The following is a 24,251-nucleotide window of genomic DNA, read 5'->3' as shown; positions in this document are numbered from 1 at the left end:
TCAACTGATGTCGAACAGTTTGTCGAAGTTGGAGATGGCGAGGATCTTGCGCACGTCGGAGTTGCTGTTGATCACGCGTACATCCGAGTCGTCGCCGCCGGCGTGATCGCGCAGCAGAAGCAGCATGCCCAGCGCGGAGCTGTCGAGGTAGGTGGCATCTTTCAGATCAACCACGATGGAGTCAGGTTTTCTGTTAAGCCGCTCATAGGACTCGCGAAATTCCTGATGGCGCCCAAAATCGAACCGCCCCTTGACCGAAATCGTCAGTTTTTGACCATCCGGAGAGACTTCTGTAACGACTGACATTGACTGGCTTCCTTGTCATTGACGAACGTGTACAAGGTTTAGCACCTGGACAGGGTTGGGGCAAGGCTCAGCGCAGAAGCAAATGTGGGAGCGGGCTTGCTCGCGAAGGCAATCGGTCAGTTGACTGAGGTGTTGACTGACACGACGCCTTCGCGAGCAAGCCCGCTCCCACAGGGAGTTTTTGGGCAATTTGAAAAGGGTTGTGTCGCGGCAGGCGCTGCGACAACTGGTCCAGCAGCTTCTGCTCGCGCTTGTCTTCGAGGCGCTGCGCCTCTTCGCGGTAGCGCGGTACCCGTTTGCGCAGGAGAAGCTATGCCCTGCAGCCACTCCGCGACTGCCGCTTGTCGCCACTGTCAGATCTGACAGTAGACCGAGGAAAGAGGCATAGCCCTTAATCAAGCGGCAGCAATTTCGCTGCGCTCAGGTCAAAGGACTGCATCATGGACCCGCATTTTGAACGTTTTGGAAAACCGTCCCTGCATAACACCGCGTCACCAACCATCATCACTCATGATGAATACCTAAGGGGTAAATCCGGCGTAAAGGCGACCTACCCAGGTAAAGCAGGCGACGAACTTACGTTTTACCTTGTGGCCGACGACGTTGAGACCCATAGAATCTGGCAAATAAACCTTAGTGATCGGCCGGATTACGCTAAACCCATCACTGACGTCGCGGAATGGGAGTTTGTGGGCAAACAAATATGTATGTTCTTCGAAGTGATCCGTGACTCCAAACTCCTGGGTCGTTCCAAAGGCTTCAGCTTCACAATATTGGACAAATGACTCAGACCATCCTCTAGCACTACTGCTGCGGCACGTTAATACGGATCGTGCCGCGGCAAGCGCTGCGACAACTCGTCCAGCAGCTTCTGCTCACGCTTGTCTTCGAGGCGTTGCGCCTCTTCGCGGTAGCGCTGCACCAGTTTGCGCAAGCCTTCGACCTTGGCAAACGCCTGCTGCCAGGCGTCCCGCGCCTTGATCAGGTTGTTCTGGTGCCAGACCAGACTCTGGCGCTGCTGGTCGATCGCGGTGTCCAGTTGCGCGAGGAAGCCGTGATAACCCAGCAGCCATTGCCCGGAAACCCCGTCGCTGCCGCGCACGATCCACTGTTCCTGATAATCCAGACGAAAGGCGTCGAGGTCGGCGAGTTTGCTTTCAGCGACTTTGACCTGGCCTTGAAAGTAACCCAGGCGTTGCACGGCGGTTTTCTCGGCCTGTTCGGCCATTTCCACCACCGGTGCCAGACGCGCAGCTCGGCTCACGGCCATGGCCGGTTACCCGCCCGCCGCAGGCGCGAACAGGGTTTCGAGGTAAGCCTGGCTCTCGCCCATGTTGATCTTGTCGTTGAGGCCCTGCCGCTGGTAGCGGGTCAGTTGCGGTTGCAGCGAGATCGCCAGATCGGTCTCGCGGTCGCCACCGGCGACGTAAGCGCCGACGCTGATCAGATCGCGGCTCTGCTGATAGCGCGACCACAGCTGCTTGAAGTACTGCGCGCGCTGCATGTGCTCCGCCGAGACCACGGCCGGCATCACCCGGCTGATCGAGGCTTCGATGTCGATGGCCGGGTAGTGCCCTTCCTCGGCCAGACGCCGGGACAACACGATGTGGCCGTCGAGCACGCCCCGCGCCGAGTCGGCAATCGGGTCCTGCTGGTCATCGCCTTCGGACAATACGGTATAGAACGCGGTGATCGAACCCCCGCCCTTCTCCGCATTACCGGCGCGCTCCACCAGTTTCGGCAGTTTGGCGAACACCGAGGGCGGATAGCCCTTGGTCGCTGGCGGCTCGCCGATGGCCAGAGCGATTTCCCGCTGGGCCTGGGCGAAACGGGTCAGCGAATCCATCAGCAACAGGACGTTCTTGCCCTTGTCGCGGAAATACTCGGCGATGCGCGTGCAGTACATCGCCGCGCGCAGACGCATCAACGGCGCATCGTCCGCCGGCGAGGCGACGACCACCGAACGCTTGAGGCCTTCTTCACCGAGAATGTGCTCGATGAACTCTTTAACTTCTCGACCCCGCTCACCGATCAGGCCGACGACAATAATGTCGGCCTCGGTGAAGCGGGTCATCATGCCCAGCAGCACCGATTTACCGACACCGGTACCGGCGAACAGACCCAGACGCTGACCACGCCCGACCGTCAGCAGACCGTTGATGCAACGGATGCCGACGTCCAGCGGTTCGTGGATCGGGTCGCGATTGAGCGGGTTGATCGTCGGGCCGTCCATCGGCACCCAGTCTTCAGCCTTCATCCCGCCCTTGCCGTCCAGCGCGCGTCCGGCGCCGTCGAGTACGCGACCGAGCATGCTCATGCCCATCGGCAGGCGCCCGGTTTCGGCCAGCGGCACCACGCGGGCGCCCGGGGCGATGCCGGCGACGCTGCCGACCGGCATCAGAAAGACTTTGCTGCCGGAAAAACCCATGACTTCCGCTTCCACCTGGGAAGGGTGATAGCTGTCGTCATTGATGACCAGGCAGCGCGTGCCCATGGCGGCGCGCAGGCCTTCGGCTTCGAGGGTGAGGCCGACCATGCGCAGCAGGCGGCCTTCGAGAATCGGCGCGCCGGCGATTTCAGTGGCGTCGGCATAGGTGCTGAGGCGCTTGGCGAAACTGGTGCGTTCAAGGCGCATCGGGGGTGTCCGCGAGCGGCTCTTCAGGCGCAGCCGTCAGTTGGCTTTCTTCAGGAATGTCCAGGCTCAGGTCCGGCGCGGCCGGGTGCAGAGCCTGTTCGTGCAACTGGTCGAACAGTTTGGCCATGACCTGGGTCACGCGGGTCTCGATGCTGGCGTCGATGCGGCTGTGCTCGGTTTCAACCCGGCAACCGCCCGGCAAAAGCGAGTCGTCTTCGACGATGCGCCAGGATTCCTCATGACGCTCGCGCAAGGCCTTGGCCTGCTCGAAGTCCTGCGGATTGACGTACAGACGCACGTTGTCCACGCCCAACGGCAGCAGCTTGAGCGCGTCGCGCATGACGTGTTCGATCTGGCTGGAATCGATGGCCAATTCGCGCTTGATCACCTGTCTGGTGATGTGTTGCACGAGGTCGACCAGCGACTTTTCGATCTGCGTGTCCTGCTCGGCAATCGGCTCGAACAGATGGGTCATCAGTTGCTCGAGGCTGGCCAGTTTCGCCGCCAGCGCTACTTCGGCTTCCTGACGCACCTTGAGCGTGGCGCTGTGAAAACCTTCCTTCTCGCCGATGCCAAAGCCCTCGTTGTAAGCCTCCTGACGGATGCTTTCGAGTTCTTCCAGGGTCAGTGGCTGGACTTCTTCCAGCGGCACTTCTTCCATTTCCGGCGGTTCGGGCTCCGGTTCCGGCTCGGGTTCCGGTTTCGGCGGATCGAAGCTGGGCAGTGCCCAGGATTCGAAACCACGGACATCGCGGGCGCGGATCAGATCCGTCACTGACTCGTCATGCTTGTCCATGGGCTTAGATCATTTCCTCGCCGCCCTTGCCACCGAGCACGATTTCGCCGGCTTCGGCCATGCGACGGGCAATGGTGAGGATTTCTTTCTGCGCGGTTTCCACGTCGCTGACGCGCACCGGGCCTTTGGCCTCGAGGTCGTCGCGCAACAGTTCGGCCGCACGCTTGGACATGTTCTTGAAGATCTTTTCTTTGACGCCTTCGTCCGAACCCTTGAGGGCCAGCACCAGCACGTCGGAGGACACTTCGCGCAACAGCGCCTGGATGCCGCGGTCGTCGACGTCGGCGAGGTTGTTGAACACGAACATGAGGTCTTCGATCTGACCGGACAGGTCTTCGTCGACTTCGCGGATCGAGTCCATGAGCTGGCCTTCGATCGAGCTGTCGAGGAAGTTCATGATGTCCGCCGCACGCTTGATGCCACCCAGGGTGGTGCGCGAGGCATTCGAGTTGCCGGAGAACTGCTTCTCGAGAATCTGGTTCAGCTCTTTCAGCGCCGCCGGTTGCACGGTATTCAGCGACGAGACGCGCAGGATGATGTCCAGACGCACCTTGTGGTCAAAGTTGCCCAGTACTTCACCGGCCTGATCCGGGTCGAGGTACGCCACCACGATCGCCTGGATCTGCGGGTGTTCATAACGGATCACGTCGGCAACCGCGCGCGGCTCCATCCATTTCAGGCTGTCGAGGCCGCTGGTGTTGCCACCGAGCAGGATGCGGTCGATCAGGCCGTTGGCCTTGTCTTCGCCCAGGGCCTGGGTAAGCATTTTGCGCACGTAGTCGTCGGAGCCGACGCCGAGGCTGGTCTGGTCGCCGACGATGTCGACGAACTCGCTCATGACCTGCTCGACCTGCTCGCGATGGACGTTGCCCATCTGCGCCATGGCCACACCGACCCGCTGAACCTCTTTCGGGCCCATGTGGCGCAGCACTTGCGCGGCATCGGTCGAACCCAGGGACAGCAGCAGAATCGCGGCTTTGTCGACCTTGTTCAGTTTGACGGTTGCGGCTCGGTTATCACTCATCTGCGTTAATCCACTCTTTCACGACCTGAGCCACGCGACCCGGATCCTCGGCCACCAAGCTCTTGATTGCATTCAGTTGTGCGTCGTAACCCTCACTCGGGCTCGGCAACAGAATGCTCTGCGGACCACCGAGGCTCACGCGGTCGTTGGCCAGGTCGCCGTCCAGGCCGCCCATGCCACCGAGTTCCACGTCGCTGCCCAGACCGGCCAGCTCCTTGCCTTTGCCGCCGCCGGTGATGTTGTTCAACACCGGACGCAGCACACCAAACACCAGCACCAGGATGAACAACACACCCAGCACTTGTTTGACGATGTCCCAGAACCATGGCTGGGAGTAGAACGGAATATCGGCGACCACTTCACCGCGTTCGGCGGAGAACGGCATGTTGATCACGCTGACGCTGTCGCCACGGCTGGCATCGAAGCCGACCGCGTCCTGCACCAGACGGGTGAAGCGCGCCAGTTCATCGGCGCTCCACGGCGCGCGGGTGGTTTCGCCGTTGGCCGCATTGACCTTGACCTGATCGTCGACCACCACCGACACCGACAGACGATTCAGGCGACCCTGCTGCTGTTTGGTGTGGCTGATGGAACGGTCGAGCTCGAAGTTCTTGGTGGATTGTTGACGCTTGTCCGCCGGGTACGGCGCGAGCATTGGCTGGCCGGTGGCCGGGTCCATGATCTGCTGACCGTTGGCATCGACCAGTGGCTGACCTGGCTGAATCATGCCGGTAGAGCCTTGCGCACCACCGGTGGTTTGCGGGGCCGACGCCGGCGCCGGCGGCTGGTTGCTCAGGGCACCCGGCACACCTTGCGGGCCATTGCTGGCGGTGCGTTGTTCGTTGACCGACTGCTCGCTGCGCAACGCCGGCTGGTCCGGGTTGAACTGCTCGGCGGTGGATTCGACGGCACTGAAATCGATGTCGGCCGACACTTCAGCCTTGTAGCGATCGTTGCCCAGTACCGGCTGCAGAATGTTGTGTACGCGCTGGGTAAGCATGCTTTCCATGCGGCGGCTGTAATCGAACTGCTTGCCGGCCATGGTCATTTCGGAGTTTTCCGCCTGATCGGAGAGCAGGTTGCCCTTCTGATCGACGACGGTGATCTGCGATTTGCTCAGCTCAGGCACGGAGGTCGCCACCAGGTTGATGATCGCCACCACCTGACCCGGCTCCAGCGAACGCCCGGAGTACAGCTCGACCAGTACCGAAGCGCTTGGCTTGCGTTCATCACGCACGAACACCGAGCTCTTCGGAATCGCCAGATGCACACGGGCGCCCTTGACGTTGTTCAGGCTGGAGATGGTGCGCGCCAGTTCGCCCTCGAGGCCGCGACGGTAACGCGTCGCTTCCATGAACTGGCTGGTGCCCAGACCTTGTTCCTTGTCGAGGATTTCGAAACCGATGTTGCCGTCGCTGGGAGTGACACCAGCGGCCGCGAGTTTCATCCGCGCACGGGACAGGTCGTCAGCCTTGACCAGCAAGGCGCCGGAGTTCGGCTCGACGGTGTAAGGGATGTCGGCGGAGGCCAGGGTGTCCATGACCTGCTTGGCGTCCATGCCGGCAAGGCTGCCGTACAACGGACGGTAATCCGGCTGCTGCGACCACAGCACCACGGCAAAGCCAATCGCCACGCTCGCAGCCAGGCCGACCAACAGGCCCACCTGACGCAGCATGGTCATCTCGGAGAGGTTTTCCAGGAAGGACAGGCCGAACAGCGGCGGTTTGCCGTCTATCGGGGTGGCCTTGGCCGGAACGTTATCGGCGACTGCTTCTGCCATGACTCAATCTCGTCCTTAAACCGGCATCTGCATGATGTCTTGATATGCCTGAACCAGTTTGTTGCGCACCTGGGTCAGAGCCTGGAACGACACGCTGGCTTTCTGCGAGGCGATCATCACGTCCGTCAGATCGACGCCGCTCTTGCCGATTTCAAATGCGTTGGCCAACTGAGTCGACGCCTGCTGGGTATCGCTGACTTTGTTGATGGCCTGACCGAGCATGTCGGAAAAGCTGCTGCCTGCCAGTTCAGGGACGGCGGCAGTCGATTTCGGCGTGGCCATGGCGTCCATTTTCATGGCCTTCATGTCCATCATCAACCGATTGAATTCAATACCTTGGCTCATGGTCTACTCTCTTGGGCGGCCCGCAATTTTTTGACACTCACTCGGCGGGTACACAGGTGTTAGCAACAAGGGTGCCAGCTCGGCGGACTTATTCTATAAAAGCCCATCAAGGCACCGTGAAATCACTGTGGGAGCGAGCTTGCTCGCGAAGAGGGAGAATCAGTCGACATTTTCGCAACTGCCCCACCGCTTTCGCGAGCAAGCTCGCTCCCACAATTGACAGCGACAACGTTCAGGTGGCGAACAGATAACCTTCGACGTCCATCCCGGCATCACGCATCTGCGCCAGTTTGTAGCGCAGGGTACGCGGGCTGATACCGAGCTTTTCCGCAGCCTCCTTGCGGCGGCCACGCTCGGTGCGCAGGGTGTCGATGATCATCTGAAACTCCCGGCGCCGCAGGTCATCGCCCAGCGCCCCGGCGGATTCAGCCTCGACTTCGATCTCGCGCACCAACGGCTGCACCGGCGCCGCGGTGTAGGTCACTGCGCCGGTCAGGCAGAAATCCTGCGGCTGGATCAAACCGCCCTGCTGCAGAATCAGCGCCCGTTGAATCGCGTTATCCAGCTCACGCACGTTGCCCGGCCACGGGTAGTGGGTCAGGCAAGCCTGGGCTTCTGGCGAAAGTTTCGCCGCCGCATGCTTCATTTTATTGACGTGCTTGCTCAGTAACCGCTCGGCCAGCGGCAAGATATCGGCAGTGCGCTCGCGAAGTGGACGCCAGGCCAGGGGAAAAACCGACAGACGGTAAAAAAGATCCTCGCGGAAACGCCCCGCCGCCACTTCGCCAGCCAGATCACGGTTGGTGGTGGCGACCACGCGAATATCCAGGGTGATCGGCTTGCGCGCGCCGACGCGCTCGACTTCACGCTCTTGCAGCACCCGCAGCAACTTGGCTTGCAGGCCCAGGGGCATCTCGGAAATCTCGTCGAGCAGAATGGTGCCGCCATCGGCCTGCTCGAATTTGCCGGCCTGGGCCGCAATGGCGCCGGTGAACGAGCCCTTCTCGTGACCGAACAGCGTGGCTTCAAGCATGTTGTCAGGAATCGCCGCGCAGTTGATCGCGATGAACGGCTGATTGGCACGATGGGAATGCTGGTGAATGTAACGCGCCAACACTTCCTTGCCGGTGCCGGACTCGCCGGAGATCAGCACCGTGGAATCACTGCGTGCCACCCGCGCCGCCAGTTCGAGCAACTGCGCACTGGCCGGCTCGACCGCCACCGGACCTTCACCCTCCGTCACACTGATGCAGCCCAGAGCATGCCGCGACACCAGATCCAGCAACGCCTTGGGTTCGAACGGCTTGACCAGGTAATCCGCCGCGCCCTGACGCATCGCATCGACCGCACGCTCGACCGCGCCGTGCGCAGTCATCAGCAACACCGGCAATTGCGGCTGCCGGGCACGCAGCAAACCGAGCAGTTGATGGCCATCCATGCCGGGCATGTTGACGTCGCTGACCACCAGACTGAACGCTTCGCGCTCGACCGCCTGCAACGCCTCTTCGGCGCTGCCGACTGCATGGTAGTCGTGGCCCGCCAGCAACAGCGTATCGGCCAGCGCTTCGCGCAACGAGCGGTCATCCTCGACCAGCAAAACCTTGATGCCCATGACGTTCACTCAGCTCCGTGTACAGCGGAAAACAGCGGCAGGATCACCTGCGCGCACGTGCCGCGCCCGACTCGCGAGCGCAGCTGCAATTCTCCCTGATGTGCCCGCGCCACTGCCTTGACCACGGTCAGGCCCAGCCCGGTGCCGGCGACTTTGGTGGTAAAAAACGGTTCGCCGAGACGCTCGAGCACCAGCGGCTCGATGCCGCTGCCACTGTCGCTGACGCACAGGCGCAGGCTGTTGTCGCGGGTGTAGCAGTGCACTTTAAGGCGCACGTTGCCATCGCTGGCCTGTATCGCGTTTTCGATCAGATTGAGGATCGCCCCGACCAGGGTGTCGCGGTTGCACAGCAGTTCGCCGGCATGGCTGTCGCACTGCCAGCGGATTGGCAGATCCTGCACATGGGTCAGCGCCGCCGCTTGCAGCGCCTGCATCAGAGTATTCGGGGTGATGCGGTCGGTCAGCGGCAACTCGCCACGGGCGAACACCAGCATGTCGCGCACCTGATGCTCCAGCTCATGCAGGCGTTCTTTGAGACGGCCGGCGAAGCGCTGCTGGGTGGCGACGGGCAATTCCTGCTCAGCCAAATGACTGGCGTAGAGCAACGCAGCGGACAACGGCGTGCGGATCTGATGGGCCAGCGAGGCGACCATCCGTCCCAGCGACGACAGACGCTCGTGGCGCGCCAGTTGATCTTGAAGGTGGCGGGTTTCTGTCAGGTCGTTGAGCAGCACCAACTGCCCCGGCTCGGCATCCAGCGAGCGGGTGGCAATCGACAGGCGTCGACCGTTTTTCAGAGAAATTTCATGACCGTCGTCTTCACGCGGGGCGAAGCAACGGGCGATGACGTGGCGCCACAACTCGCCTTCCAGCGGCAGCCCCAACAAATCGATCGCCGCCGGGTTGGCTTCGCGCACCATGCCGTGGCCGTCGATCACGATGACGCCACCGGGCAACAGATCGAGGAGGTTTTGCAGACGGTTGGCCAAGCGTTCTTTTTCGGCCAGCTCCTGCATGCGCTGGGCACTGACCACCGCCAGCTCGCCCTTGAGCTCGGTAACCCGGGCTTCAAGCATGCTGTAGGAATCGGTCAGTTGACTGGACATCTGATTGAACAGCGCGAACGCGTGCTCCAGACCCTGACGGCTCGCCTGCTCTACGGACGACGGTTGCCCCTCGGCATGGGAGGCAGATGACATCTGGGCGTGGGGCATTGTGTTCTCTCGCTTGGCTGACCGTCAGTTAAACGGAACGTTGCGAGGGATGTAGCAATACCCGTGCCTAAAAAAAACTGCTTATAAATGAAGGCGTTGAAAAACAGGCGTCAATCATCCGCCTGTTCGTCTCCTTCGCGCCGGCTCATGCCGTACTTGCGCATCTTCTCCACCAGCGTGGTGCGACGAATGCGCAGGCGTTCGGCGGCACGCGCGACGATGCCATTGGCGTCGTCCAGCGCCTGCTGGATCAGGCCCTGTTCCAGACCGCCGAGGTAGTCCTTGAGGTCCAGGCCTTCCGGCGGCAGCATCGCGTTGGCGGTGAAGTCCGGCGTATGACCGTTGATCGCCACGCGCTCTTCGAGATCGCTGCGCAGGCTGTCGACCATCTGCTCGTCTTCGTCGTCGACGTAGCGGAATTTCTTCGGCAACTCGACCACGCCGATCACCCCGTACGGATGCATGATCGCCATGCGCTCGACCAGGTTGGCCAGCTCACGGACGTTGCCCGGCCAGCCGTGACGGCACAGCGACATGATCGCCGCCGAGTTGAAACGGATCGAACCGCGCTTTTCGTGTTCCATGCGCGAGATCAGTTCGTTCATCAACAGCGGGATGTCTTCGACGCGCTCACGCAGCGGCGCCATCTCGATCGGGAACACGTTCAGGCGATAGTAGAGGTCTTCGCGGAAGGTGCCGATCTCGATCATGCTTTCGAGATTCTTGTGGGTCGCGGCAATGATGCGCACGTCGACGCTCTGGGTCTTGTTGCTGCCCACGCGCTCGAAGGTGCGCTCCTGCAGCACGCGCAGCAGCTTGACCTGCATCGGCAGCGGCATATCGCCGATTTCGTCGAGGAACAGCGTACCGCCGTTGGCCAGTTCGAAACGCCCGGCACGGCTGGTGATCGCACCGGTGAAGGCGCCCTTCTCGTGGCCAAACAGTTCGCTTTCCAGCAGCTCTGCCGGGATCGCCCCGCAGTTGACTGGCACAAATGGCGCGTCGCGACGCTTGGAGTGGTAATGCAGGTTGCGCGCAACCACTTCCTTGCCGGTGCCGGACTCGCCGAGGATCAGCACGCTGGCGTCAGTATCGGCCACTTGCTGCATCATCTGCCGGACATGCTGAATCGCCCGGCTGGTGCCGACGAGGCTGCGGAACAGGTTGGGCTCGCGATGACGGCCACGCTCGCGGGCCTGGTCGTACATCTCGCGATAGACCTGGGCACGGTGCAGGGAGTCGAGCAGTTTGCTGTAGCTGGGCGGCATTTCCAGGGTCGAAAGCACCCGGCGGCGCTGGTCTTCCGGCAGGTCGACGGAAGAATTATCGCCCATCAGCAAAACCGGAAGGAACTCATCCCACGTCGAGAGTGTCTTTAACAAGCCCAAAAGTGCACCCGGAGCATTTACCGTCCCGATCAGTACACAGATGACTTCACGACTCGATGACAAAGAGCCGACAGCCTGCTGCCAGTCATGGCTGCCGCAGGGTAAATTTTCTTCGCCGAGAAAATTTAAAATCACCGCCAGGTCGCGGCGGCGGACGCTATCGTCATCGATCAGCAGAATTTTGGTTTCACGCCACATGCAATAGCAACTTCCCTAGTCAACTCAATGCCCGAAAAATGGGGCAAGCGAGACGCTTGCAGGACACCTTGTGCCTGTAGACGCCTGAAATCTGAAAACAGCCACTAGTTAAGTCAAAAAACCGTGCACAGTCAAATTTATGGCGCACATGTCTGGATTAACTGGGGGTTAATTAACCAAACAGATGGTAAACCTTTGCCGCCTTTTGCGCTTGGGTGATCTGCGACATCTCGTTGGCTATCGCCTGGCGCTCACCCATGGCCGCCTCAAGTAGCTCCTTGTAGACATGGAGCAATTCCTCAAGGTTACTGCGCAAGGCCTCCTCATCCAGCGAGGCCTCGGCCATGACGTCTTCCATGCAGGAACGGCAAGCCAGATCCAGCTCGCCAATGGCTTCCCAGTTGCGTTCGGCCAGCGCACTGACCAGCGCTTCACGGGTGTCGGCGATTCGCTGCAATACAAGACTCATGGTGCTCTCCTTTAAAACTGCGGAGCAGGCTCGGGGGCGATGGCATCCCAGCCTTCTTTGACCGTGCTCAGCAAGCCGGCGACCTCATCGAGAATGCGCGGATCGCTGTTGATGTTGGCCTCGGCGAGACGCTTCATCATGTAGATGTACAGCCCGTCCAGATCGGCCAGTTCATCGGCACACTTTTCCAGATCCAGACCTTCGCGCAGCCCGCTGACAATGCCAATGGCCTTGCTGATCGAGGTGCACTTGCCAGGAATATCCTTGCGCTCGATGGCACCCTTGGCCTGAGCGATGCGGGCCAACCCGCCTTCCATAAGCATTTGCACCAGACGGTGCGGGCTCGCCTCGGATGTCTGGGCGTGCGCGCCGACTTTCTGATATTGCCGAAGGGCTAACATTGGGTTCATGTTCTACCTCATTGCCACAATGACTCGTATAACCAGTGTATCGCCAACGAATCACAGAACTTTAGATCAAAAGACAAAAACCCGGCGCACGCCGATAAAGCGTAGCCGGGTTTTTGTCGTTCTTGCAGGTTACTTCGCGGACTGCTGAGCGTTCAGCGAGCTGAAGAACGACGTGATATTGCTCGCCGTCGCCTTCATCTGCCCTACCAGCAAGTCCATGGCGTTGTACTTGGCCGTCAACGTCTTGGTCAGGTTGGCAACACGCAGATCCAGCGCCAGTTGCTGACTGGTCAGGTTCCGGGTGTTGTTGTTCAGGATGGACATGCGCTGATCAAGCAGGCCTACGGCAGTAGGGGCGCTACCGGCAGGCGCCTTCAGATACGGATCCACCGCCTTGTTCATGCGCGCCAGCAGACCGTTGGTGTCGTCGGTCCCGGTGAACATCTGCTGCACCTGGCCAGCCTTGCCGGGCTGAGCCATGGTTTTGGTGAACGCAGCAGTATCAAACGTCAGGTTGCCGGTGTTGCGGTCGGTCATAACACCGATCTCCGACAGATAGGACAAAGAACCCTTTGCACCAGCAGGAGCAGTCAACTGGCCACGGATGTCGGCGATCAGCGAACGCGGCAACGAGTCACCGGTAAACGCCGCCTGCACCGTCAGTTTGCCGTCTTCATCAGGCGTAGCCTTGGAAAGCGTGTCGATGGTGGTCTTCAGGGTGTTGTAGGCGTCAACAAAGGCCTGAACCGAGGCCTGCAGCCCTTTGGTGTTGGTATCGACACTGACAACGGTCGGCGTGGCAACGGTACCAACCATAGGGCTGACAGTGGTCAGATTCAGGGTCAGGCCGCTGATTGCACCACTGACCGTGTTGCTCTTGCTGGAAACCTGAAGACCGTCGATGGTCACCTTGGCATCTTGTGCAAGGCCATTGACGTTGCCAGAGGCGCCTGCCGCCGGATTGGTACCCATCGGCTGAGTACCGTCGATCTCCAGACCGGCAATCCCGCTGACAGAGAGGTCGGTACCGGCGCCCGTCTTGTTCGAGCTGATCACCAGGCGCGAAGCACCACTGCTGTCGGTCACGATGTTGGCAGAAATACCATTTGAGCCCTGAGCAGTGTTGATTGCGTCACGGGTGCTCTGCAAGGTCGCATTGGCCGGGATCGTGACATTGTAATCAGTGCCATTCTGACTGATTTTCAGGGTACCACTCGGAATGGCACTGGCAGCACCGCCGGCGAAAGAAGCGCTGGCGACTTTCGAGCCAGTGGCCAATTGGTTGACAACAACGTTGTAAGTCCCCGACACCGCGGTGTTATCGGAGGTGGCGCCGAGAATCGCTGTGTTGCTCGAGGTCGCCGTGAAGCCGGCAAACGCCGGGTTGGTCTTGCTGCCCAGGTTGGTCATCGCCGTCTGGTACGCGGTCAGCGCACTCTTCAACGTGCCGACACCGGAAATCTTCAGGGTATTGGTTTTGGTCGCGGAATCGATCTGCGTCTGCTTCGGCGACTTGTCGGCGTTGACCAGCGCGGTCACGATCGCGCCGATGTCCAGGCCGGAACCCAGTCCGGAACCCGGTAGAATTGGACTTGCCATGTGCATCTCCCTTCAGATTGTTGCCAGACTTTTGACCCATCCAGGCGTCATTCAAGAAAGACAAACACTATTCATGCCAGCTATCAGACTTTGGCGTCGAACAACACATGGCTTGCGTTGGCGAGGCTGTCTGCGAGCTTGAGTGCTTCTGCGGAGGGGATCTGGCGTACGACCTCACCCGTCTCGCTTGCGATCACCTTGACGATGACCTTGCCAGAGTGCTCGTCGATCGAGAACTCCAGGTTACGCTTGATCGATTGAACGAACTTCTCGATCTCTTGCACCGCCAGTTTCAACTTGGCGTCATCCGTTTGCTGACTTTTCCTGTCAGCGACCGGAGCGTCGACCGGTGCAACTTTTGGCGTCTCCGACGGCTTATCAGCAACAGGCGTCACTGGCTTGGGAGCCGGATAAGACACGTTAAGCTTTACGCTCATGTCCATGCTCATCACCTCCTAACGTAAAAAAGCGAGAGAGCGCGACCAGCGCACCCTCCCGCCCAAACTCATTCCGAAATTACTGAAGCAGCTTCAGTACAGCGGAAGGCAGTTGGTTGGCTTGAGCCAGAACAGAGGTCGAAGCCTGTTGCAGGGTTTGCTGCTTGGTCAGGTTAGCAGTCTCTGCGGCGAAGTCGGTATCTTGTACGCGACCTTGTGCAGCAGTGGTGTTCTCGGTGATGTTCTGCAAGTTCTGGATGGTGCTGGTCAGACGGTTTTGCGAAGCACCCAGGCTGGCACGAGTTGCACCGATTGCAGCGATAGCGGCGTCGATTGCAGTGATCGCGTTGTCGATGTTCTGCGAAGCAGAACCAGCGCCAGTACCGGTGGTACCAGTCAGAACTACAGTACCGCTACCTACGGACAGGCTGACGGCGTCGAACTTGGAGCTCAGTACCAGGTCGATGTGGTTAGCCGAACCGGTGTTTGCGCCAACTTGCAGGGTTACAGTACCAGCCGAACCGTCCAGCAGGTTTTTGCCGTTCAGGTTGGTAGCAGCCGAGATACGGGTGATTTCGTCAGACATCTGAGCGAATTCAGCGTTGGTTGCGGTCTGGTCAGCAGTGCCGTTGGTGCCGTTACGTGCTTTAACAGCCAGTTCACGCATACGCTGCAGGATGTCGGTCGAAGCTTGCAGAGCGCCTTCAGCGGTCTGAGCAACGGAGATACCGTCGTTGGCGTTCTGGATGGCTTGGGTGTTACCACGGATCTGCGAAGACATACGGTTCGAGATCTGCAGGCCAGCAGCGTCGTCTTTTGCGCTGTTGATTTTCAGGCCGGAAGACAGGCGCTGCATCGAAGTCGACAGAGCGTCGGAAGCGCGGTTCAGGTTCTTTTGAACGTTCAGCGACGTGGTGTTGGTGTTTACTGTTAAAGCCATGACGAATTCCTCGTTGGTTGGGTACTGCGGCTTCCGGCCCTGGCAACCGCCTGGAATGGCCTAGAGAACCTTCGTAATAGTTATCGTCGGGTTGGCAAGTTGCTTGAGGGCTTTTTGAAAAAAATTTGCCATCACCCTGCCACCCCCGAGAAAACAAGGGCTTAGCGCCCTCCCACCTGCGAAAAAATGACGCCATAAAACCGACCCGCACGCAAAGCCGCGGGCCAGTGCGGTCGCTCACTTTGCCGATCGTGCTTTTTGCAACACTTCGATCAACTCGTACTCCATCCAGTCAGCCAACCCCAGCCAGTCCTGACGCTCCTGACAGTCGAGCATGTGCGTGAGCACAAAGGACCAGTCCTGCTGAATCGGCGCAGGCGCAGAGATCAGCAACTGCTGCGCGCCCTCGAACACCTCGACCATATCCAGCGCCGCCTCGACATCACGCCCTAGACGAAACAGCCCGGCGCAGTGGCGGCACTCGTCGACGCAGTGCTCAATCGTCGTCATTGCACAAACTCCTGATTGAACTGCGTCCCGGCGATCAGTGCGCCCGCGCGACTGCTGTTGAAAAACTGCACCTGCGGATGCGCGGCGATATAGCGCTCCAGCACGCACAGATAGCCGCGAAAGTTCAGCTGGGTGCTGACCCGCTGGCCATGGCCGTCCTGTACCCAGTGCCGCGCCTGATCGACCCCCGGCCCCAGATCACCATCATTCCAGCCGGCATGGGTCTTGTTCATCGGGAAGGCGAAGTCGGCGCCGAACAGGGTAATGCGCGCGGCCCCCATCTTCACCGCCAGGTCCACCGCCGGATGAATCACGCTGCCACCGACATGCAGTTGTCCGCGCGGATATTGCTCACGCAACGCGGCGTACACCGGGCTGGCCGAGTAACCGCCATAGCGCTTGCCTTTCCAGGCGGTCAGCACCGCAGGATCGCTCATAGGCAGATACACCAGCGGGATGCCAGCGGAGTCCTCGAACGGCAAATGCCGGAAGCTGATGCGCTGATCGATGGTGACCACCAGATCCGGGACGATGCCGTGTTCGCGCAGTGGCCGGTAAGCGGTATCGACGCACATCAACAATGGACGTTCAGCCTGCGCATGCACCGCCGCCAGACGCTGGAAATGCCCTTCCAGCGTCGGCCCGGTGCCGATCACATAGATTTCCCGGCCATTGGCGCTGCCGAACAACTGCGCCACATCGTCATCACCCAGCAGCACCGGCAGGCAGTCCTGCAAACGCTGTTGAATGAACGGCAAGTTTGGATCGAACTCGCGATTGTTGAAGCTCAGGTGCACTTCGCTGACCAGCCGATCGCGGATTTTCGCGTTGAAATCATCAGCCAGCAGCATCTCGGCCGGCAGGGCGAAAAACGGTGTGCAGATGTCTGACAGATCACCGGCATAGAACAGCTGCACACGCGGATCTTCCAGCCACGGGCGCTGATCGAGCAGTTGCAGCACCAGCGCGAACACCGCGCCATTGAGGATATGCACGTACAACCGCTCAAGGCCAGCGCGCTCCAGCAGCACCGTTGGCAAATCGCCGAGGCCAGTGCCGTAGACATGCAACTGCGATTTTTCCGCCAGGCTGGCAGCCTGGATGCGGGCTTCGTGGACGCGGTCGTGGCGACTGGTCAGTTGAATGCCATTGACACTGAGCGTCGAGCCCAAGCCCTGCACCAGTTCGGCTTGAACGACTGAGGTGTCTTCCGCCATCAGCCGCTCGAACAACGCCGGCCAGCGTTGCTGGATGACCTGGGCGTTGGGTTGGAAAAACTCGCTCATGCCGCCTAGCGCTCCATTCAGGCAAAAAAATAGCGCTCAAGGGTAACCTTGAACGCTATTTTTGTATCCGCCGTTTTTGACCGACTCAAGGACGATAGATGATCGCCGAGCCCCACGACAGACCGACACCGAAACCGCTCAGGGCAATGCGCTGCCAGTCGGAATCGAGTACGTGTTTTTCCAGCAGCAGCGGAATGCTCGACGACACGGTGTTGCCGGTCTCGACCATGTCCTTGATGAACTTCTCCGGCTCGCCTTCGAAACGTCGGGCCACGGCATCGACAATCGCCGCACTGCCCTGGTGAATGCAGAAGGCGTCGATGTCGTCAGCCTTGAGGCCGGAGTCGTCGAGCAATTCGTGCAAGTGCGCCGGGACTTTGAGCAGCGCGAAGTTGAACACCTGACGGCCGTTCATGAAGAACACGCCATCGGTGACTTTCAGGTGCGGTGCGCCGGAACCGTCGGTGCCGAACTTGGCCTTGCCCAGCGCCCATGAAGGATCTTCGCCCATCCAGGTCGCGGTGGCGGCATCGCCGAAGAGCATGGTGGTGTTGCGGTCTTCCGGGTCGACGATTTTCGAATATGGGTCAGCGGTGATCAGCAGGCCATTCTTCAGGCCGGCGGCTTCCATGAAGCCCTTGATCGCGTAGATGCCGTAGACGTAACCGGAGCAGCCCAGGGAAATATCGAATGCCGCGACATTAGTCGGCAGACCGAGTTTGTCCTGGACGATGGCAGCGGTGTGCGGCAGACCTTCTTCGTCACCGTTCTGAGTGACGACGATCAGTGCGTCGATCGATTCACGCTTCAGTTCAGGGTTGCTGGCAAACAGCGCATTGGCCGCTTCCACGCACAGATCGGAGGTTTCCTGTTCAGCGTCTTTGCGCGGCAGGAAGGCCGAACCGATTTTGCCGAGGATGAATTCTTCATCCTTCTCGAATTTTGCACCTTGTGCGTAATTGTCCACGCCGGCTACAGGAACGTAGCTCGCAATGCTTTTTATGCCAATCATTACGGCTTCCCAATAAAAAACAGCCCAAAACCACCGCTCGCAAGGATTCGAGGGGCGCCGACAAACAGAAAACGGCCGCCACAAAGGGCAGCCACGGGGAGCGCAAAGGGCTATCACTGGAACCGATTACACGGCCAGGCGCCATCTCCCCGGTCAATACAATACAGTGAAGATGCGCGTTATGACTCGCAGGTCACGCTATTTTGCCGAATCGGTTGCAGATCGGGTTATTCGACCAACGACCAGTCCAGCGGCGTGCCACGTTTGATCGCCTGACGAGCGTGGCGACCGAGGACAGCATCGGTGTGCTTGGGCGGCAGACCGAGACCTGGGCGAATGGCGCGCAGATTGTCCCCGGAAAAGGCTTCACCGGCCGCCATGTCAGCAGTGACGTACAGCGAACGGCGAAAGACCAGCGACTTGCGCTCGGCCTCAGTGACGCCGTAATGCACTTGGCCCATGGCCTGCCAGGCGCGTTCGGTTTCGACCACCAGACTGGCCAGCTCCGCAGGTTCCAGCGAAAAACTGGCGTCGACCCCGCCCGCCGAACGGTCGAGGGTGAAGTGTTTCTCCACTACCGTCGCCCCGAGCGCCACAGCGGCCACGGATACGCCAACGCCCATGGAGTGATCGGAAAGACCCACCTCGCAACCGAACAGTTCACGCAGATGCGGGATCGTGCGCACATTGCTGTTGAGTGGGGTCGCGGGGTAAGTGCTGGTGCATTTGAGCAGCACCAGATCCTTGCACCCTGCCTCGCGGGCGGCGCGCACGGTTTCGTCGAGCTCGGCGATACTGGCCATGCCGGTGGAGATGATCAGCGGTTTGCCGGTCGCGGCCACACGGCGGATCAACGGCAGGTCGGTGTTTTCGAAACTGGCGATCTTGTACGCCGGCACATCGAGGCTTTCGAGAAAGTCCACCGCCGTGTCATCGAACGGCGTCGAGAACGCGAGCATGCCCAACGCTTTGGCCCGGGCAAAAATCGGCGCGTGCCACTCCCATGGGGTATGAGCTTTCTCATACAGGTCGAACAGCGAAGTGCCGGCCCACAGGCTGTTCGGGTCCTTGATGAAAAACTCGCCCTCGGCCAGATCCAGGGTCATGGTCTGCGCGGTGTAAGTCTGCAACTTCAAGGCGTGCGCGCCAGCCTTGGCGGCGGCTTCGACAATCTGCAGGGCCACCTCAAGCGACTGGTTATGGTTGCCGCTCATCTCGGCAATGATGAACGGCGGCGCATCGGCACCGATCAGACGCTCGCCAATCTTGAAACTACTCATCGCGGTGATCCTTCAAAACCTTGGTGAACGCGCAGGCACTCTGGGTGAATCCGGCGTCACGAAACACATTCAAAGAGGGGCGATTGCCCGGCAGCACCTGAGCGGTGACAACGGTCATCTGCGGCCAGTGCTCGCGGACGAACGCCTCGCCTCGCGCCAGCAGCGCCCTGCCCCAGCCGAGACCGAGCCGTCCTTCCAGCAGATACAGCGACACTTCGGCTTCAAAGCCGCGCAGGTCATAACGCAAGACGCCGACCGCGCCGTCATCGGCCTGCGCAATCAACAGCAGACGCTGCGGATTGCGCAGGCTCGCATTCAGCCAGCTCAGGTGCTGCGGCCATTCGATTGCAGCCGTGTCCAGTGACCAGCGCCGCACAGCCTCGGCATTGCGCCCGTCGAACAGCAACTGCGCATCATCGAGGGTCGCCGGGCGCAGCTTGAGCACCGCACCGGCCAACGCCGCCGCCACGCGTAATGCACCGCGCCCATCGACCAGTTGCCGCGAACGCTCGGCCAGGCTCTGGCGCAGATAAAAATTGTCGACGACAAAACCGATGGCGTCGCGCAGTTGTTCGACGCTGACCTGCTCGCGGGCGCCCATGAACACATGCGCCCCCGCCGCTGCCATGACTTCGCCGTTGGCCTGCTGATTGTTCGATACCGCGATGCAGAGGGTCGGCAGGCCGAGGGCTGCACGCTCCCAACTGGTGCCGCCGCCAGCGCCGATAAACAGATCGGCCGCGGTCATGCGTTGCTGGAAATCGCTGACGAAACTGTGCAGGCGCCAGTGCGGCCGTGTTGCGGCCAGTGCCTGCATTTGTGTCCATGCCGGATTGTCTGCGCCGGCGACGAAATCCACTTCCAGCTCTGCGAAATCCTTCAGCGCCAACATCGCGTGATGAGTCTGCATCGCCGCATCGAAACCACCGAAATTCACCAGCACCCGGCGCGCCTTGGGTTTGATCGCGATGGCCGGGCAGACGAACTCTTCGCGCAGCATGGCGTAGCGCGGGCCGAGCAAGGTGCGGCAGCCTTCGGGCAGCAGCGGCGCATAGTTTGCGCTGAGACCGGACAGATTCTGATTGAGCAGCAGATCAACGCTGTAACGGCGGGTGGCGAGATCGTCCACCGCCGCAATCCGTGGCGCCCAACGACGGGCAGCGGTTTGCCAATGATGATCGAGGCCGTAGTGGTCGGCGATGATCCAGTCAAATGCGGCGTGACCTGCCAGCAAGGCGTCCAGCTCCTCGATGTCTGCCTGCCACGGCAGCATCGATTCGATGGCTTGCTGCGGGTCTTCGTCGGGGTAGACGTCCGGCAAGGCGAAGGTCTCGAAACCTTCGGCAGCCAAGGCATCAAGCCGATGCCCCGGTAACCGGCGGCAGGCAAAGGCGACATGACTGCCTTGCTTGCGCAGCACTCGCGCCAGCGTCAGACAACGGGCGATGTGGCCACTGCCGATGGTCGGCGAAGCGTCGGCTCGGATCAGCACTCTCATTGCAGCTCTCCGCCGGCCTTGAGCGCGGCGTAGAGGTATTCGGCGCGCTTCCAGTCTTCCAGCGTGTCGATGTCCTGCACCAGATGCCGCGGCAGAATCACCGGCAGGCTGGCGCTTGAATACAACACGTCACCGCGCAGCCACGCCTCGCGACGGCCCCAGTAAAACTGGCCGGCGTCCTGAAAAGCTTCAGGCAGATCCTGCGAGCGGGTGTTGCGAAATTCCGGGTACAACGCGGTCAATGCGCCCTGCCCGTCCAGCGTCAGCGCCCGCTGCACCGGGAAACCAAAGCTGCACACGGAGAACGCAAAGGCTTTGTCCGGGTGCTGCTGCAACAGCTCAAATCCTTGCCGCAGGAAGCGCGCCTGCAACAACGGCGCCGTGGCGTACACGCAGCAGGCGTAATCGAAGGCTGGCAGTTGCTGCAAGGCATGCACGATCACCGCAGCGGTGCCGGTGAAATCATCCGCCAGTTCAGCCGGGCGCAGGAACGGCACTTGCGCGCCATGGGCCAGCGCCAGCTCGGCAATGTCGGCGTCATCGGTACTGACCACGACCTGTTCAAACAAGCCACTGTCGAGCGCCGTATGGATCGAGCGGACAATCATCGGCACGCCGTCGAACGGCAACAGATTCTTGCGCGGGATGCGCTTGCTGCCACCACGGGCCGGGATGATTGCGACGCTGTTCAAGGACGTTTTTCCAGCAGGAACCAGGTGATGTCGTCCACCGGAAATTGCGGGTCACGGTGATAACCAAAGCCGTAATCGAGCAAGTGCAGATCGGCATAACGATCGAGCATTTCCCCGGCGAAATCGCGCTTGAACAGCTTGCCGCTGTTGCCGCGATAGGACACTTCCACCGGTGCCGGATTGTAGTACTCGGCGATCAGGATGTAGCGCTGGCTCAACGCATACAACTGCGCATAGGCGGTCGGCAGCAGCTCCGGCGCCAGATGGATCAGCACGCCTTTGCTCAGGGTCAGGTCGTAGCTGCGCTCGCGGGGAAAATCGAACAGCGAGCCGTGCCAGATCTGCGCGATGCCCAGTGCCCGCGCCTGAGCACAGGCGCTTTCATTGATCTCGACGCCGAACAATTCACTGTGCGGCAGCAGTTGACGCAGCGCCTGCAGGTTGTTGCCGGCATTGGTGCCCAGCTCAACCACACTGTCGATGCGCCCGGCGCGGCTCAGGGCCTTGGCGAACAACGCCAGATTGGCCGCCACCAGCGGCTGACCGACGTTGCGATCCACGTAGTGGTTGCCGAAATCGCCCTGCCAGAATTTTTCCTGCTCACTCAGATCACGCATTGCACAGTCTCATTCGCCGCCGCAGCGGGGTTTATTCGGTCAGCCGGCGCAATTGCTCGACCACATGATCCTGCTGCTCGTCAGTGAGCAACGGATACAGCGGCAGGCTGATCGCCTCGGCGTAATAACGCTCGGCTTCGGGGAAGTCGCCTTCGGCAAAACCCAGGTCGCGATAGTACGGCTGCAAATGCACGGGAATATAGTGCAGGTTCACGCCGATGCCGGCGGCACGCAAGCCTTCGAACACCTGACGGTGGGTCAGGCCGATGCGCTCGGTCTGCAGGCGCACCACGTACAGGTGCCACGCCGATTCTGCCTCCGGCTGCGCGCTGGGCAAGGTCAGCGGCAGATACGCCAACAAACGGTCGTAACGCGCCGCCAGTTCGCGGCGACGGGCGATAAACCCGTCCAGTTTGGCCAATTGCGACAGACCCAGCGCCGCCTGCAAATCGGTGATCCGGTAATTGAAACCCAGCTCGATCTGCTGGTAATACCACGGGCCGTGGCTGGGTTCGCTCATCTGCTGCGGATCGCGGGTCATGCCGTGGCTGCGCAGGCGTTGCAGACGCTCGGCCAGTTGCGGGCGATTGGTCAGGACCATGCCGCCTTCGGCACTGGTGATGATCTTCACCGGGTGGAAACTGAACACGGTCATCGCCGCAAAGTCCCCGCAACCCACCGGGCGCCCGGCGTAGCTGGCGCCCACCGCGTGCGAGGCGTCTTCGATCACGGTGAAGTTGTAGCGCTCGGCCAGTTCGGCAATCTTGCGCAGGTCACAGCTCTGCCCGGAGAACGCCACCGCCACCAACACTTTCGGCAGCGTGCCGTCCTGCTCGGCCTGATCGAGCTTCGCGGCGAGGGCGAAGGCATCGAGGTTCCAGGTCAGCGGATCGATGTCGACGAAATCCACGTCGGCGCCGCAATAGCGCCCGCAGTTGGCTGAGGCCAGAAAAGTGTTCGGCGTGGTCCACAAGCGATCACCCGGGCCAAGGCCGGCAGCGAGGCAGGCGATGTGCAGCGCCGCGGTGGCGTTGCACACCGCCACGGCGAAGTCAGCCTGGCAACGCTCGGCCATTGCCTGCTCGAAGCGCTCGATGGTCGGGCCTTGGGTCAGCCAGTCCGATTGCAAAACCTCGACCACTGCATCGATGTCCGCCTGATCAACGCTCTGCCGACCGTAGGGAATCATGCCGAGAGCTTCGCGTGCAGCTCGGCGATCTGCCCGACCGAGAGGTAGTGCGGGTTGGTATCGGAGCGGTATTCGAAATCTTCACTCACCGGCCGCCCACGTTCGCCGAGCTTGTCGATGGAGAAATCGACATCGACGCTGGTAAAGCGGATGGAAGGCTGGATGGTGTAATGGTCTGCGAACTCCAGGGTCATCCGCGCATCGTCCAGCGGCACCATCAGTTCATGCAGTTTTTCCCCGGGACGAATACCGACGTTCTTGTGCGGCAGATGCTCGGCCATGCCCCGCGCCAGATCGACGATGCGGATCGACGGGATCTTAGGCACGAACACTTCGCCGCCGTGCATCCGCGCAAAGCTGTCGAGAACAAACTGCACGCCGTGATCGAGGGTGATCCAGAAGCGGGTCATGCGCTCGTCGGTGATCGGCAACTCCTGCGCACCGTCGGCAATCAGCTTGCTGAAAAACGGCACCACCGAACCCCGCGAGCCCGCCACGTTGCCGTAGCGCACCACGGCAAAACGCGTTTGTTGTTCGCCGGCAATGTTGTTGGCGGCGACGAACAACTTGTCCGAGAGCAGCTTGGTCGCACCGTACAGGTTGATCGGGCTGGCGGCCTTGTCGGTGGACAGCGCGACGACTTTCTTCACGCCATTGTCGATGGCGGCGGCGATGATGTTCTCCGCGCCATTGACGTTGGTGCGGATGCACTCGGTGGGGTTGTACTCCGCCGCCGGCACCTGCTTGAGCGCCGCCGCGTGCACCACGTAGTCGATGCCGCGCATGGCCTGCCGCAGACGGTCGGCGTCGCGCACGTCACCGAGAAAGTAACGCATGCACGGCGCGTTGAACGTCTGCTGCATTTCGTATTGCTTGAGTTCATCGCGGGAGAACACCACCACGCGCTTGGGCTGGTATTGCTCAAGCAGACGGGCGATGAATTTGCGCCCGAACGAGCCGGTGCCGCCAGAGATGAAGATCGATTTACCGTTGAACATGTGCTGATTCCTGTTC

The 24,251-nt window shown here is 60.7% G+C and carries 25 protein-coding genes and 1 pseudogene; 1 reads left to right on the top strand and 25 read right to left on the bottom strand.

The annotated features are described in order from the left end of the window. Both ACOYXI_RS27225 and ACOYXI_RS27220 read right to left on the bottom strand, forming a co-directional pair. A complete protein-coding gene (locus ACOYXI_RS27225) occupies positions 1 to 306 on the bottom strand; it encodes an STAS domain-containing protein (RefSeq protein ID WP_134785749.1) in 306 nt (101 codons plus the stop codon). A 193-nt stretch (positions 307 to 499) separates the two neighbouring features. After that, positions 500 to 610: pseudogene (locus tag ACOYXI_RS27220) on the bottom strand (flagellar export protein FliJ); the annotation flags it as partial. A 136-nt stretch (positions 611 to 746) separates the two neighbouring features. On the opposite strand from ACOYXI_RS27220, the gene ACOYXI_RS27215 reads away from it, so the two are divergent. After that, entirely contained in the window at positions 747 to 1,091 is a 345-nt protein-coding gene (locus tag ACOYXI_RS27215) for a hypothetical protein (protein ID WP_134785748.1), read from the top strand. 35 nt (positions 1,092 to 1,126) lie between these two features. Here the strand turns inward: ACOYXI_RS27215 and fliJ are convergent, their stop codons facing one another. From fliJ to pseB, 23 genes are all read right to left on the bottom strand, one after another. Then, a complete protein-coding gene (gene fliJ, locus ACOYXI_RS27210) occupies positions 1,127 to 1,576 on the bottom strand; it encodes a flagellar export protein FliJ (RefSeq protein WP_095139370.1) in 450 nt (149 codons plus the stop codon). 6 nt (positions 1,577 to 1,582) lie between these two features. Beyond that, positions 1,583 to 2,941 carry a flagellar protein export ATPase FliI gene (fliI, locus tag ACOYXI_RS27205; protein ID WP_007966241.1) on the bottom strand — a complete coding sequence of 453 codons (1,359 nt, stop codon included), beginning with the start codon at positions 2,939 to 2,941 and terminating at the stop codon, positions 1,583 to 1,585. Then, complete coding sequence (gene fliH / locus ACOYXI_RS27200) at positions 2,931 to 3,737, bottom strand: flagellar assembly protein FliH (RefSeq protein WP_134785747.1); 807 nt, start codon at positions 3,735 to 3,737, stop codon at positions 2,931 to 2,933. Before fliH ends, fliI begins: the two co-directional genes overlap by 11 nt. Before the next feature lie 4 nt (positions 3,738 to 3,741). Further along, positions 3,742 to 4,761 carry a flagellar motor switch protein FliG gene (gene fliG / locus ACOYXI_RS27195; protein ID WP_007920042.1) on the bottom strand — a complete coding sequence of 340 codons (1,020 nt, stop codon included), beginning with the start codon at positions 4,759 to 4,761 and terminating at the stop codon, positions 3,742 to 3,744. Continuing rightward, positions 4,754 to 6,541, bottom strand: a complete 1,788-nt coding sequence (gene fliF, locus ACOYXI_RS27190; RefSeq protein ID WP_027614236.1) for a flagellar basal-body MS-ring/collar protein FliF — start codon at positions 6,539 to 6,541, stop codon at positions 4,754 to 4,756. Before fliF ends, fliG begins: the two co-directional genes overlap by 8 nt. Positions 6,542 to 6,556: 15 nt before the next feature. Then, the gene (gene fliE / locus ACOYXI_RS27185) at positions 6,557 to 6,886 is read right to left on the bottom strand and encodes a flagellar hook-basal body complex protein FliE (protein ID WP_003222869.1); all 330 of its coding nucleotides are present in this window, start codon (positions 6,884 to 6,886) and stop codon (positions 6,557 to 6,559) included. 232 nt (positions 6,887 to 7,118) lie between these two features. Beyond that, complete coding sequence (locus ACOYXI_RS27180) at positions 7,119 to 8,498, bottom strand: sigma-54-dependent transcriptional regulator (protein ID WP_461675501.1); 1,380 nt, start codon at positions 8,496 to 8,498, stop codon at positions 7,119 to 7,121. A 5-nt stretch (positions 8,499 to 8,503) separates the two neighbouring features. Further along, positions 8,504 to 9,697, bottom strand: a complete 1,194-nt coding sequence (locus tag ACOYXI_RS27175; RefSeq protein WP_461675584.1) for a sensor histidine kinase — start codon at positions 9,695 to 9,697, stop codon at positions 8,504 to 8,506. A 125-nt stretch (positions 9,698 to 9,822) separates the two neighbouring features. Then, a complete protein-coding gene (locus tag ACOYXI_RS27170) occupies positions 9,823 to 11,298 on the bottom strand; it encodes a sigma-54 dependent transcriptional regulator (RefSeq protein WP_003222863.1) in 1,476 nt (491 codons plus the stop codon). A gap of 172 nt (positions 11,299 to 11,470) precedes the next feature. Beyond that, entirely contained in the window at positions 11,471 to 11,767 is a 297-nt protein-coding gene (gene fliT, locus ACOYXI_RS27165) for a flagellar protein FliT (RefSeq protein ID WP_007966233.1), read from the bottom strand. An 11-nt stretch (positions 11,768 to 11,778) separates the two neighbouring features. Beyond that, positions 11,779 to 12,177, bottom strand: a complete 399-nt coding sequence (fliS, locus tag ACOYXI_RS27160; RefSeq protein WP_027614233.1) for a flagellar export chaperone FliS — start codon at positions 12,175 to 12,177, stop codon at positions 11,779 to 11,781. 129 nt (positions 12,178 to 12,306) lie between these two features. Next, on the bottom strand, positions 12,307 to 13,776 hold the full coding sequence (gene fliD / locus ACOYXI_RS27155; protein ID WP_461675500.1) for a flagellar filament capping protein FliD: 1,470 nt from the start codon (positions 13,774 to 13,776) through the stop codon (positions 12,307 to 12,309). Between the two features lie 83 nt (positions 13,777 to 13,859). Then, positions 13,860 to 14,219, bottom strand: a complete 360-nt coding sequence (locus ACOYXI_RS27150; protein WP_134785741.1) for a flagellar protein FlaG — start codon at positions 14,217 to 14,219, stop codon at positions 13,860 to 13,862. 73 nt (positions 14,220 to 14,292) lie between these two features. Further along, positions 14,293 to 15,153, bottom strand: coding sequence for a flagellin domain-containing protein (locus ACOYXI_RS27145; RefSeq protein WP_007958307.1), 861 nt, complete (start codon positions 15,151 to 15,153; stop codon positions 14,293 to 14,295). 237 nt (positions 15,154 to 15,390) lie between these two features. Next, complete coding sequence (locus ACOYXI_RS27140; protein ID WP_139054113.1) at positions 15,391 to 15,663, bottom strand: hypothetical protein; 273 nt, start codon at positions 15,661 to 15,663, stop codon at positions 15,391 to 15,393. After that, complete coding sequence (locus ACOYXI_RS27135) at positions 15,660 to 16,949, bottom strand: motility associated factor glycosyltransferase family protein (RefSeq protein ID WP_461675499.1); 1,290 nt, start codon at positions 16,947 to 16,949, stop codon at positions 15,660 to 15,662. The genes ACOYXI_RS27140 and ACOYXI_RS27135 overlap by 4 nt, the downstream gene beginning before the upstream one ends. An 85-nt stretch (positions 16,950 to 17,034) precedes the next feature. Continuing rightward, positions 17,035 to 17,961, bottom strand: a complete 927-nt coding sequence (locus ACOYXI_RS27130) for a ketoacyl-ACP synthase III (RefSeq protein WP_096796272.1) — start codon at positions 17,959 to 17,961, stop codon at positions 17,035 to 17,037. Positions 17,962 to 18,188: 227 nt separating this feature from the next. Beyond that, positions 18,189 to 19,241: a pseudaminic acid synthase gene (gene pseI / locus ACOYXI_RS27125; protein WP_461675498.1), complete on the bottom strand. Its 1,053-nt coding sequence runs from the start codon at positions 19,239 to 19,241 to the stop codon at positions 18,189 to 18,191. Next, positions 19,234 to 20,739, bottom strand: a complete 1,506-nt coding sequence (pseG, locus tag ACOYXI_RS27120; RefSeq protein WP_461675497.1) for a UDP-2,4-diacetamido-2,4,6-trideoxy-beta-L-altropyranose hydrolase — start codon at positions 20,737 to 20,739, stop codon at positions 19,234 to 19,236. Before pseG ends, pseI begins: the two co-directional genes overlap by 8 nt. Beyond that, positions 20,736 to 21,431: a pseudaminic acid cytidylyltransferase gene (gene pseF / locus ACOYXI_RS27115; RefSeq protein ID WP_134785736.1), complete on the bottom strand. Its 696-nt coding sequence runs from the start codon at positions 21,429 to 21,431 to the stop codon at positions 20,736 to 20,738. The genes pseG and pseF overlap by 4 nt, the downstream gene beginning before the upstream one ends. Next, positions 21,428 to 22,048 (bottom strand): pseudaminic acid biosynthesis-associated methylase, encoded by a 621-nt coding sequence (locus tag ACOYXI_RS27110; protein ID WP_461675496.1) that lies wholly within the window; start codon positions 22,046 to 22,048, stop codon positions 21,428 to 21,430. Before ACOYXI_RS27110 ends, pseF begins: the two co-directional genes overlap by 4 nt. 31 nt (positions 22,049 to 22,079) lie before the next feature. Then, the gene (gene pseC, locus ACOYXI_RS27105) at positions 22,080 to 23,237 is read right to left on the bottom strand and encodes a UDP-4-amino-4,6-dideoxy-N-acetyl-beta-L-altrosamine transaminase (protein ID WP_461675495.1); all 1,158 of its coding nucleotides are present in this window, start codon (positions 23,235 to 23,237) and stop codon (positions 22,080 to 22,082) included. Continuing rightward, complete coding sequence (gene pseB, locus ACOYXI_RS27100; protein WP_098967822.1) at positions 23,234 to 24,235, bottom strand: UDP-N-acetylglucosamine 4,6-dehydratase (inverting); 1,002 nt, start codon at positions 24,233 to 24,235, stop codon at positions 23,234 to 23,236. The genes pseC and pseB overlap by 4 nt, the downstream gene beginning before the upstream one ends. Between the last annotated feature and the right edge of the window lie 16 nt (positions 24,236 to 24,251).

The organism is Pseudomonas sp. G3-19 (assembly GCF_054855875.1).
Note: the sequence above shows the minus strand (reverse complement) of the source record. Positions and strands in the feature narration are given on the sequence as shown.

What these genes read in the sequence shown, in the direction of transcription:
- ACOYXI_RS27225 (WP_134785749.1), bottom strand. Translation starts at nt 306, where the DNA reads ATGTCAGTCGTTACAGAAGTCTCTCCGGATGGTCAAAAACTGACGATT.
- ACOYXI_RS27215 (WP_134785748.1), top strand. Translation starts at nt 747, where the DNA reads ATGGACCCGCATTTTGAACGTTTTGGAAAACCGTCCCTGCATAACACC.
- fliJ (WP_095139370.1), bottom strand. Translation starts at nt 1,576, where the DNA reads ATGGCCGTGAGCCGAGCTGCGCGTCTGGCACCGGTGGTGGAAATGGCC.
- fliI (WP_007966241.1), bottom strand. Translation starts at nt 2,941, where the DNA reads ATGCGCCTTGAACGCACCAGTTTCGCCAAGCGCCTCAGCACCTATGCC.
- fliH (WP_134785747.1), bottom strand. Translation starts at nt 3,737, where the DNA reads ATGGACAAGCATGACGAGTCAGTGACGGATCTGATCCGCGCCCGCGAT.
- fliG (WP_007920042.1), bottom strand. Translation starts at nt 4,761, where the DNA reads ATGAGTGATAACCGAGCCGCAACCGTCAAACTGAACAAGGTCGACAAA.
- fliF (WP_027614236.1), bottom strand. Translation starts at nt 6,541, where the DNA reads ATGGCAGAAGCAGTCGCCGATAACGTTCCGGCCAAGGCCACCCCGATA.
- fliE (WP_003222869.1), bottom strand. Translation starts at nt 6,886, where the DNA reads ATGAGCCAAGGTATTGAATTCAATCGGTTGATGATGGACATGAAGGCC.
- ACOYXI_RS27180 (WP_461675501.1), bottom strand. Translation starts at nt 8,498, where the DNA reads ATGGGCATCAAGGTTTTGCTGGTCGAGGATGACCGCTCGTTGCGCGAA.
- ACOYXI_RS27175 (WP_461675584.1), bottom strand. Translation starts at nt 9,697, where the DNA reads ATGTCATCTGCCTCCCATGCCGAGGGGCAACCGTCGTCCGTAGAGCAG.
- ACOYXI_RS27170 (WP_003222863.1), bottom strand. Translation starts at nt 11,298, where the DNA reads ATGTGGCGTGAAACCAAAATTCTGCTGATCGATGACGATAGCGTCCGC.
- fliT (WP_007966233.1), bottom strand. Translation starts at nt 11,767, where the DNA reads ATGAGTCTTGTATTGCAGCGAATCGCCGACACCCGTGAAGCGCTGGTC.
- fliS (WP_027614233.1), bottom strand. Translation starts at nt 12,177, where the DNA reads ATGAACCCAATGTTAGCCCTTCGGCAATATCAGAAAGTCGGCGCGCAC.
- fliD (WP_461675500.1), bottom strand. Translation starts at nt 13,776, where the DNA reads ATGGCAAGTCCAATTCTACCGGGTTCCGGACTGGGTTCCGGCCTGGAC.
- ACOYXI_RS27150 (WP_134785741.1), bottom strand. Translation starts at nt 14,219, where the DNA reads ATGGACATGAGCGTAAAGCTTAACGTGTCTTATCCGGCTCCCAAGCCA.
- ACOYXI_RS27145 (WP_007958307.1), bottom strand. Translation starts at nt 15,153, where the DNA reads ATGGCTTTAACAGTAAACACCAACACCACGTCGCTGAACGTTCAAAAG.
- ACOYXI_RS27140 (WP_139054113.1), bottom strand. Translation starts at nt 15,663, where the DNA reads ATGACGACGATTGAGCACTGCGTCGACGAGTGCCGCCACTGCGCCGGG.
- ACOYXI_RS27135 (WP_461675499.1), bottom strand. Translation starts at nt 16,949, where the DNA reads ATGAGCGAGTTTTTCCAACCCAACGCCCAGGTCATCCAGCAACGCTGG.
- ACOYXI_RS27130 (WP_096796272.1), bottom strand. Translation starts at nt 17,961, where the DNA reads ATGATTGGCATAAAAAGCATTGCGAGCTACGTTCCTGTAGCCGGCGTG.
- pseI (WP_461675498.1), bottom strand. Translation starts at nt 19,241, where the DNA reads ATGAGTAGTTTCAAGATTGGCGAGCGTCTGATCGGTGCCGATGCGCCG.
- pseG (WP_461675497.1), bottom strand. Translation starts at nt 20,739, where the DNA reads ATGAGAGTGCTGATCCGAGCCGACGCTTCGCCGACCATCGGCAGTGGC.
- ACOYXI_RS27110 (WP_461675496.1), bottom strand. Translation starts at nt 22,048, where the DNA reads ATGCGTGATCTGAGTGAGCAGGAAAAATTCTGGCAGGGCGATTTCGGC.
- pseC (WP_461675495.1), bottom strand. Translation starts at nt 23,237, where the DNA reads ATGATTCCCTACGGTCGGCAGAGCGTTGATCAGGCGGACATCGATGCA.
- pseB (WP_098967822.1), bottom strand. Translation starts at nt 24,235, where the DNA reads ATGTTCAACGGTAAATCGATCTTCATCTCTGGCGGCACCGGCTCGTTC.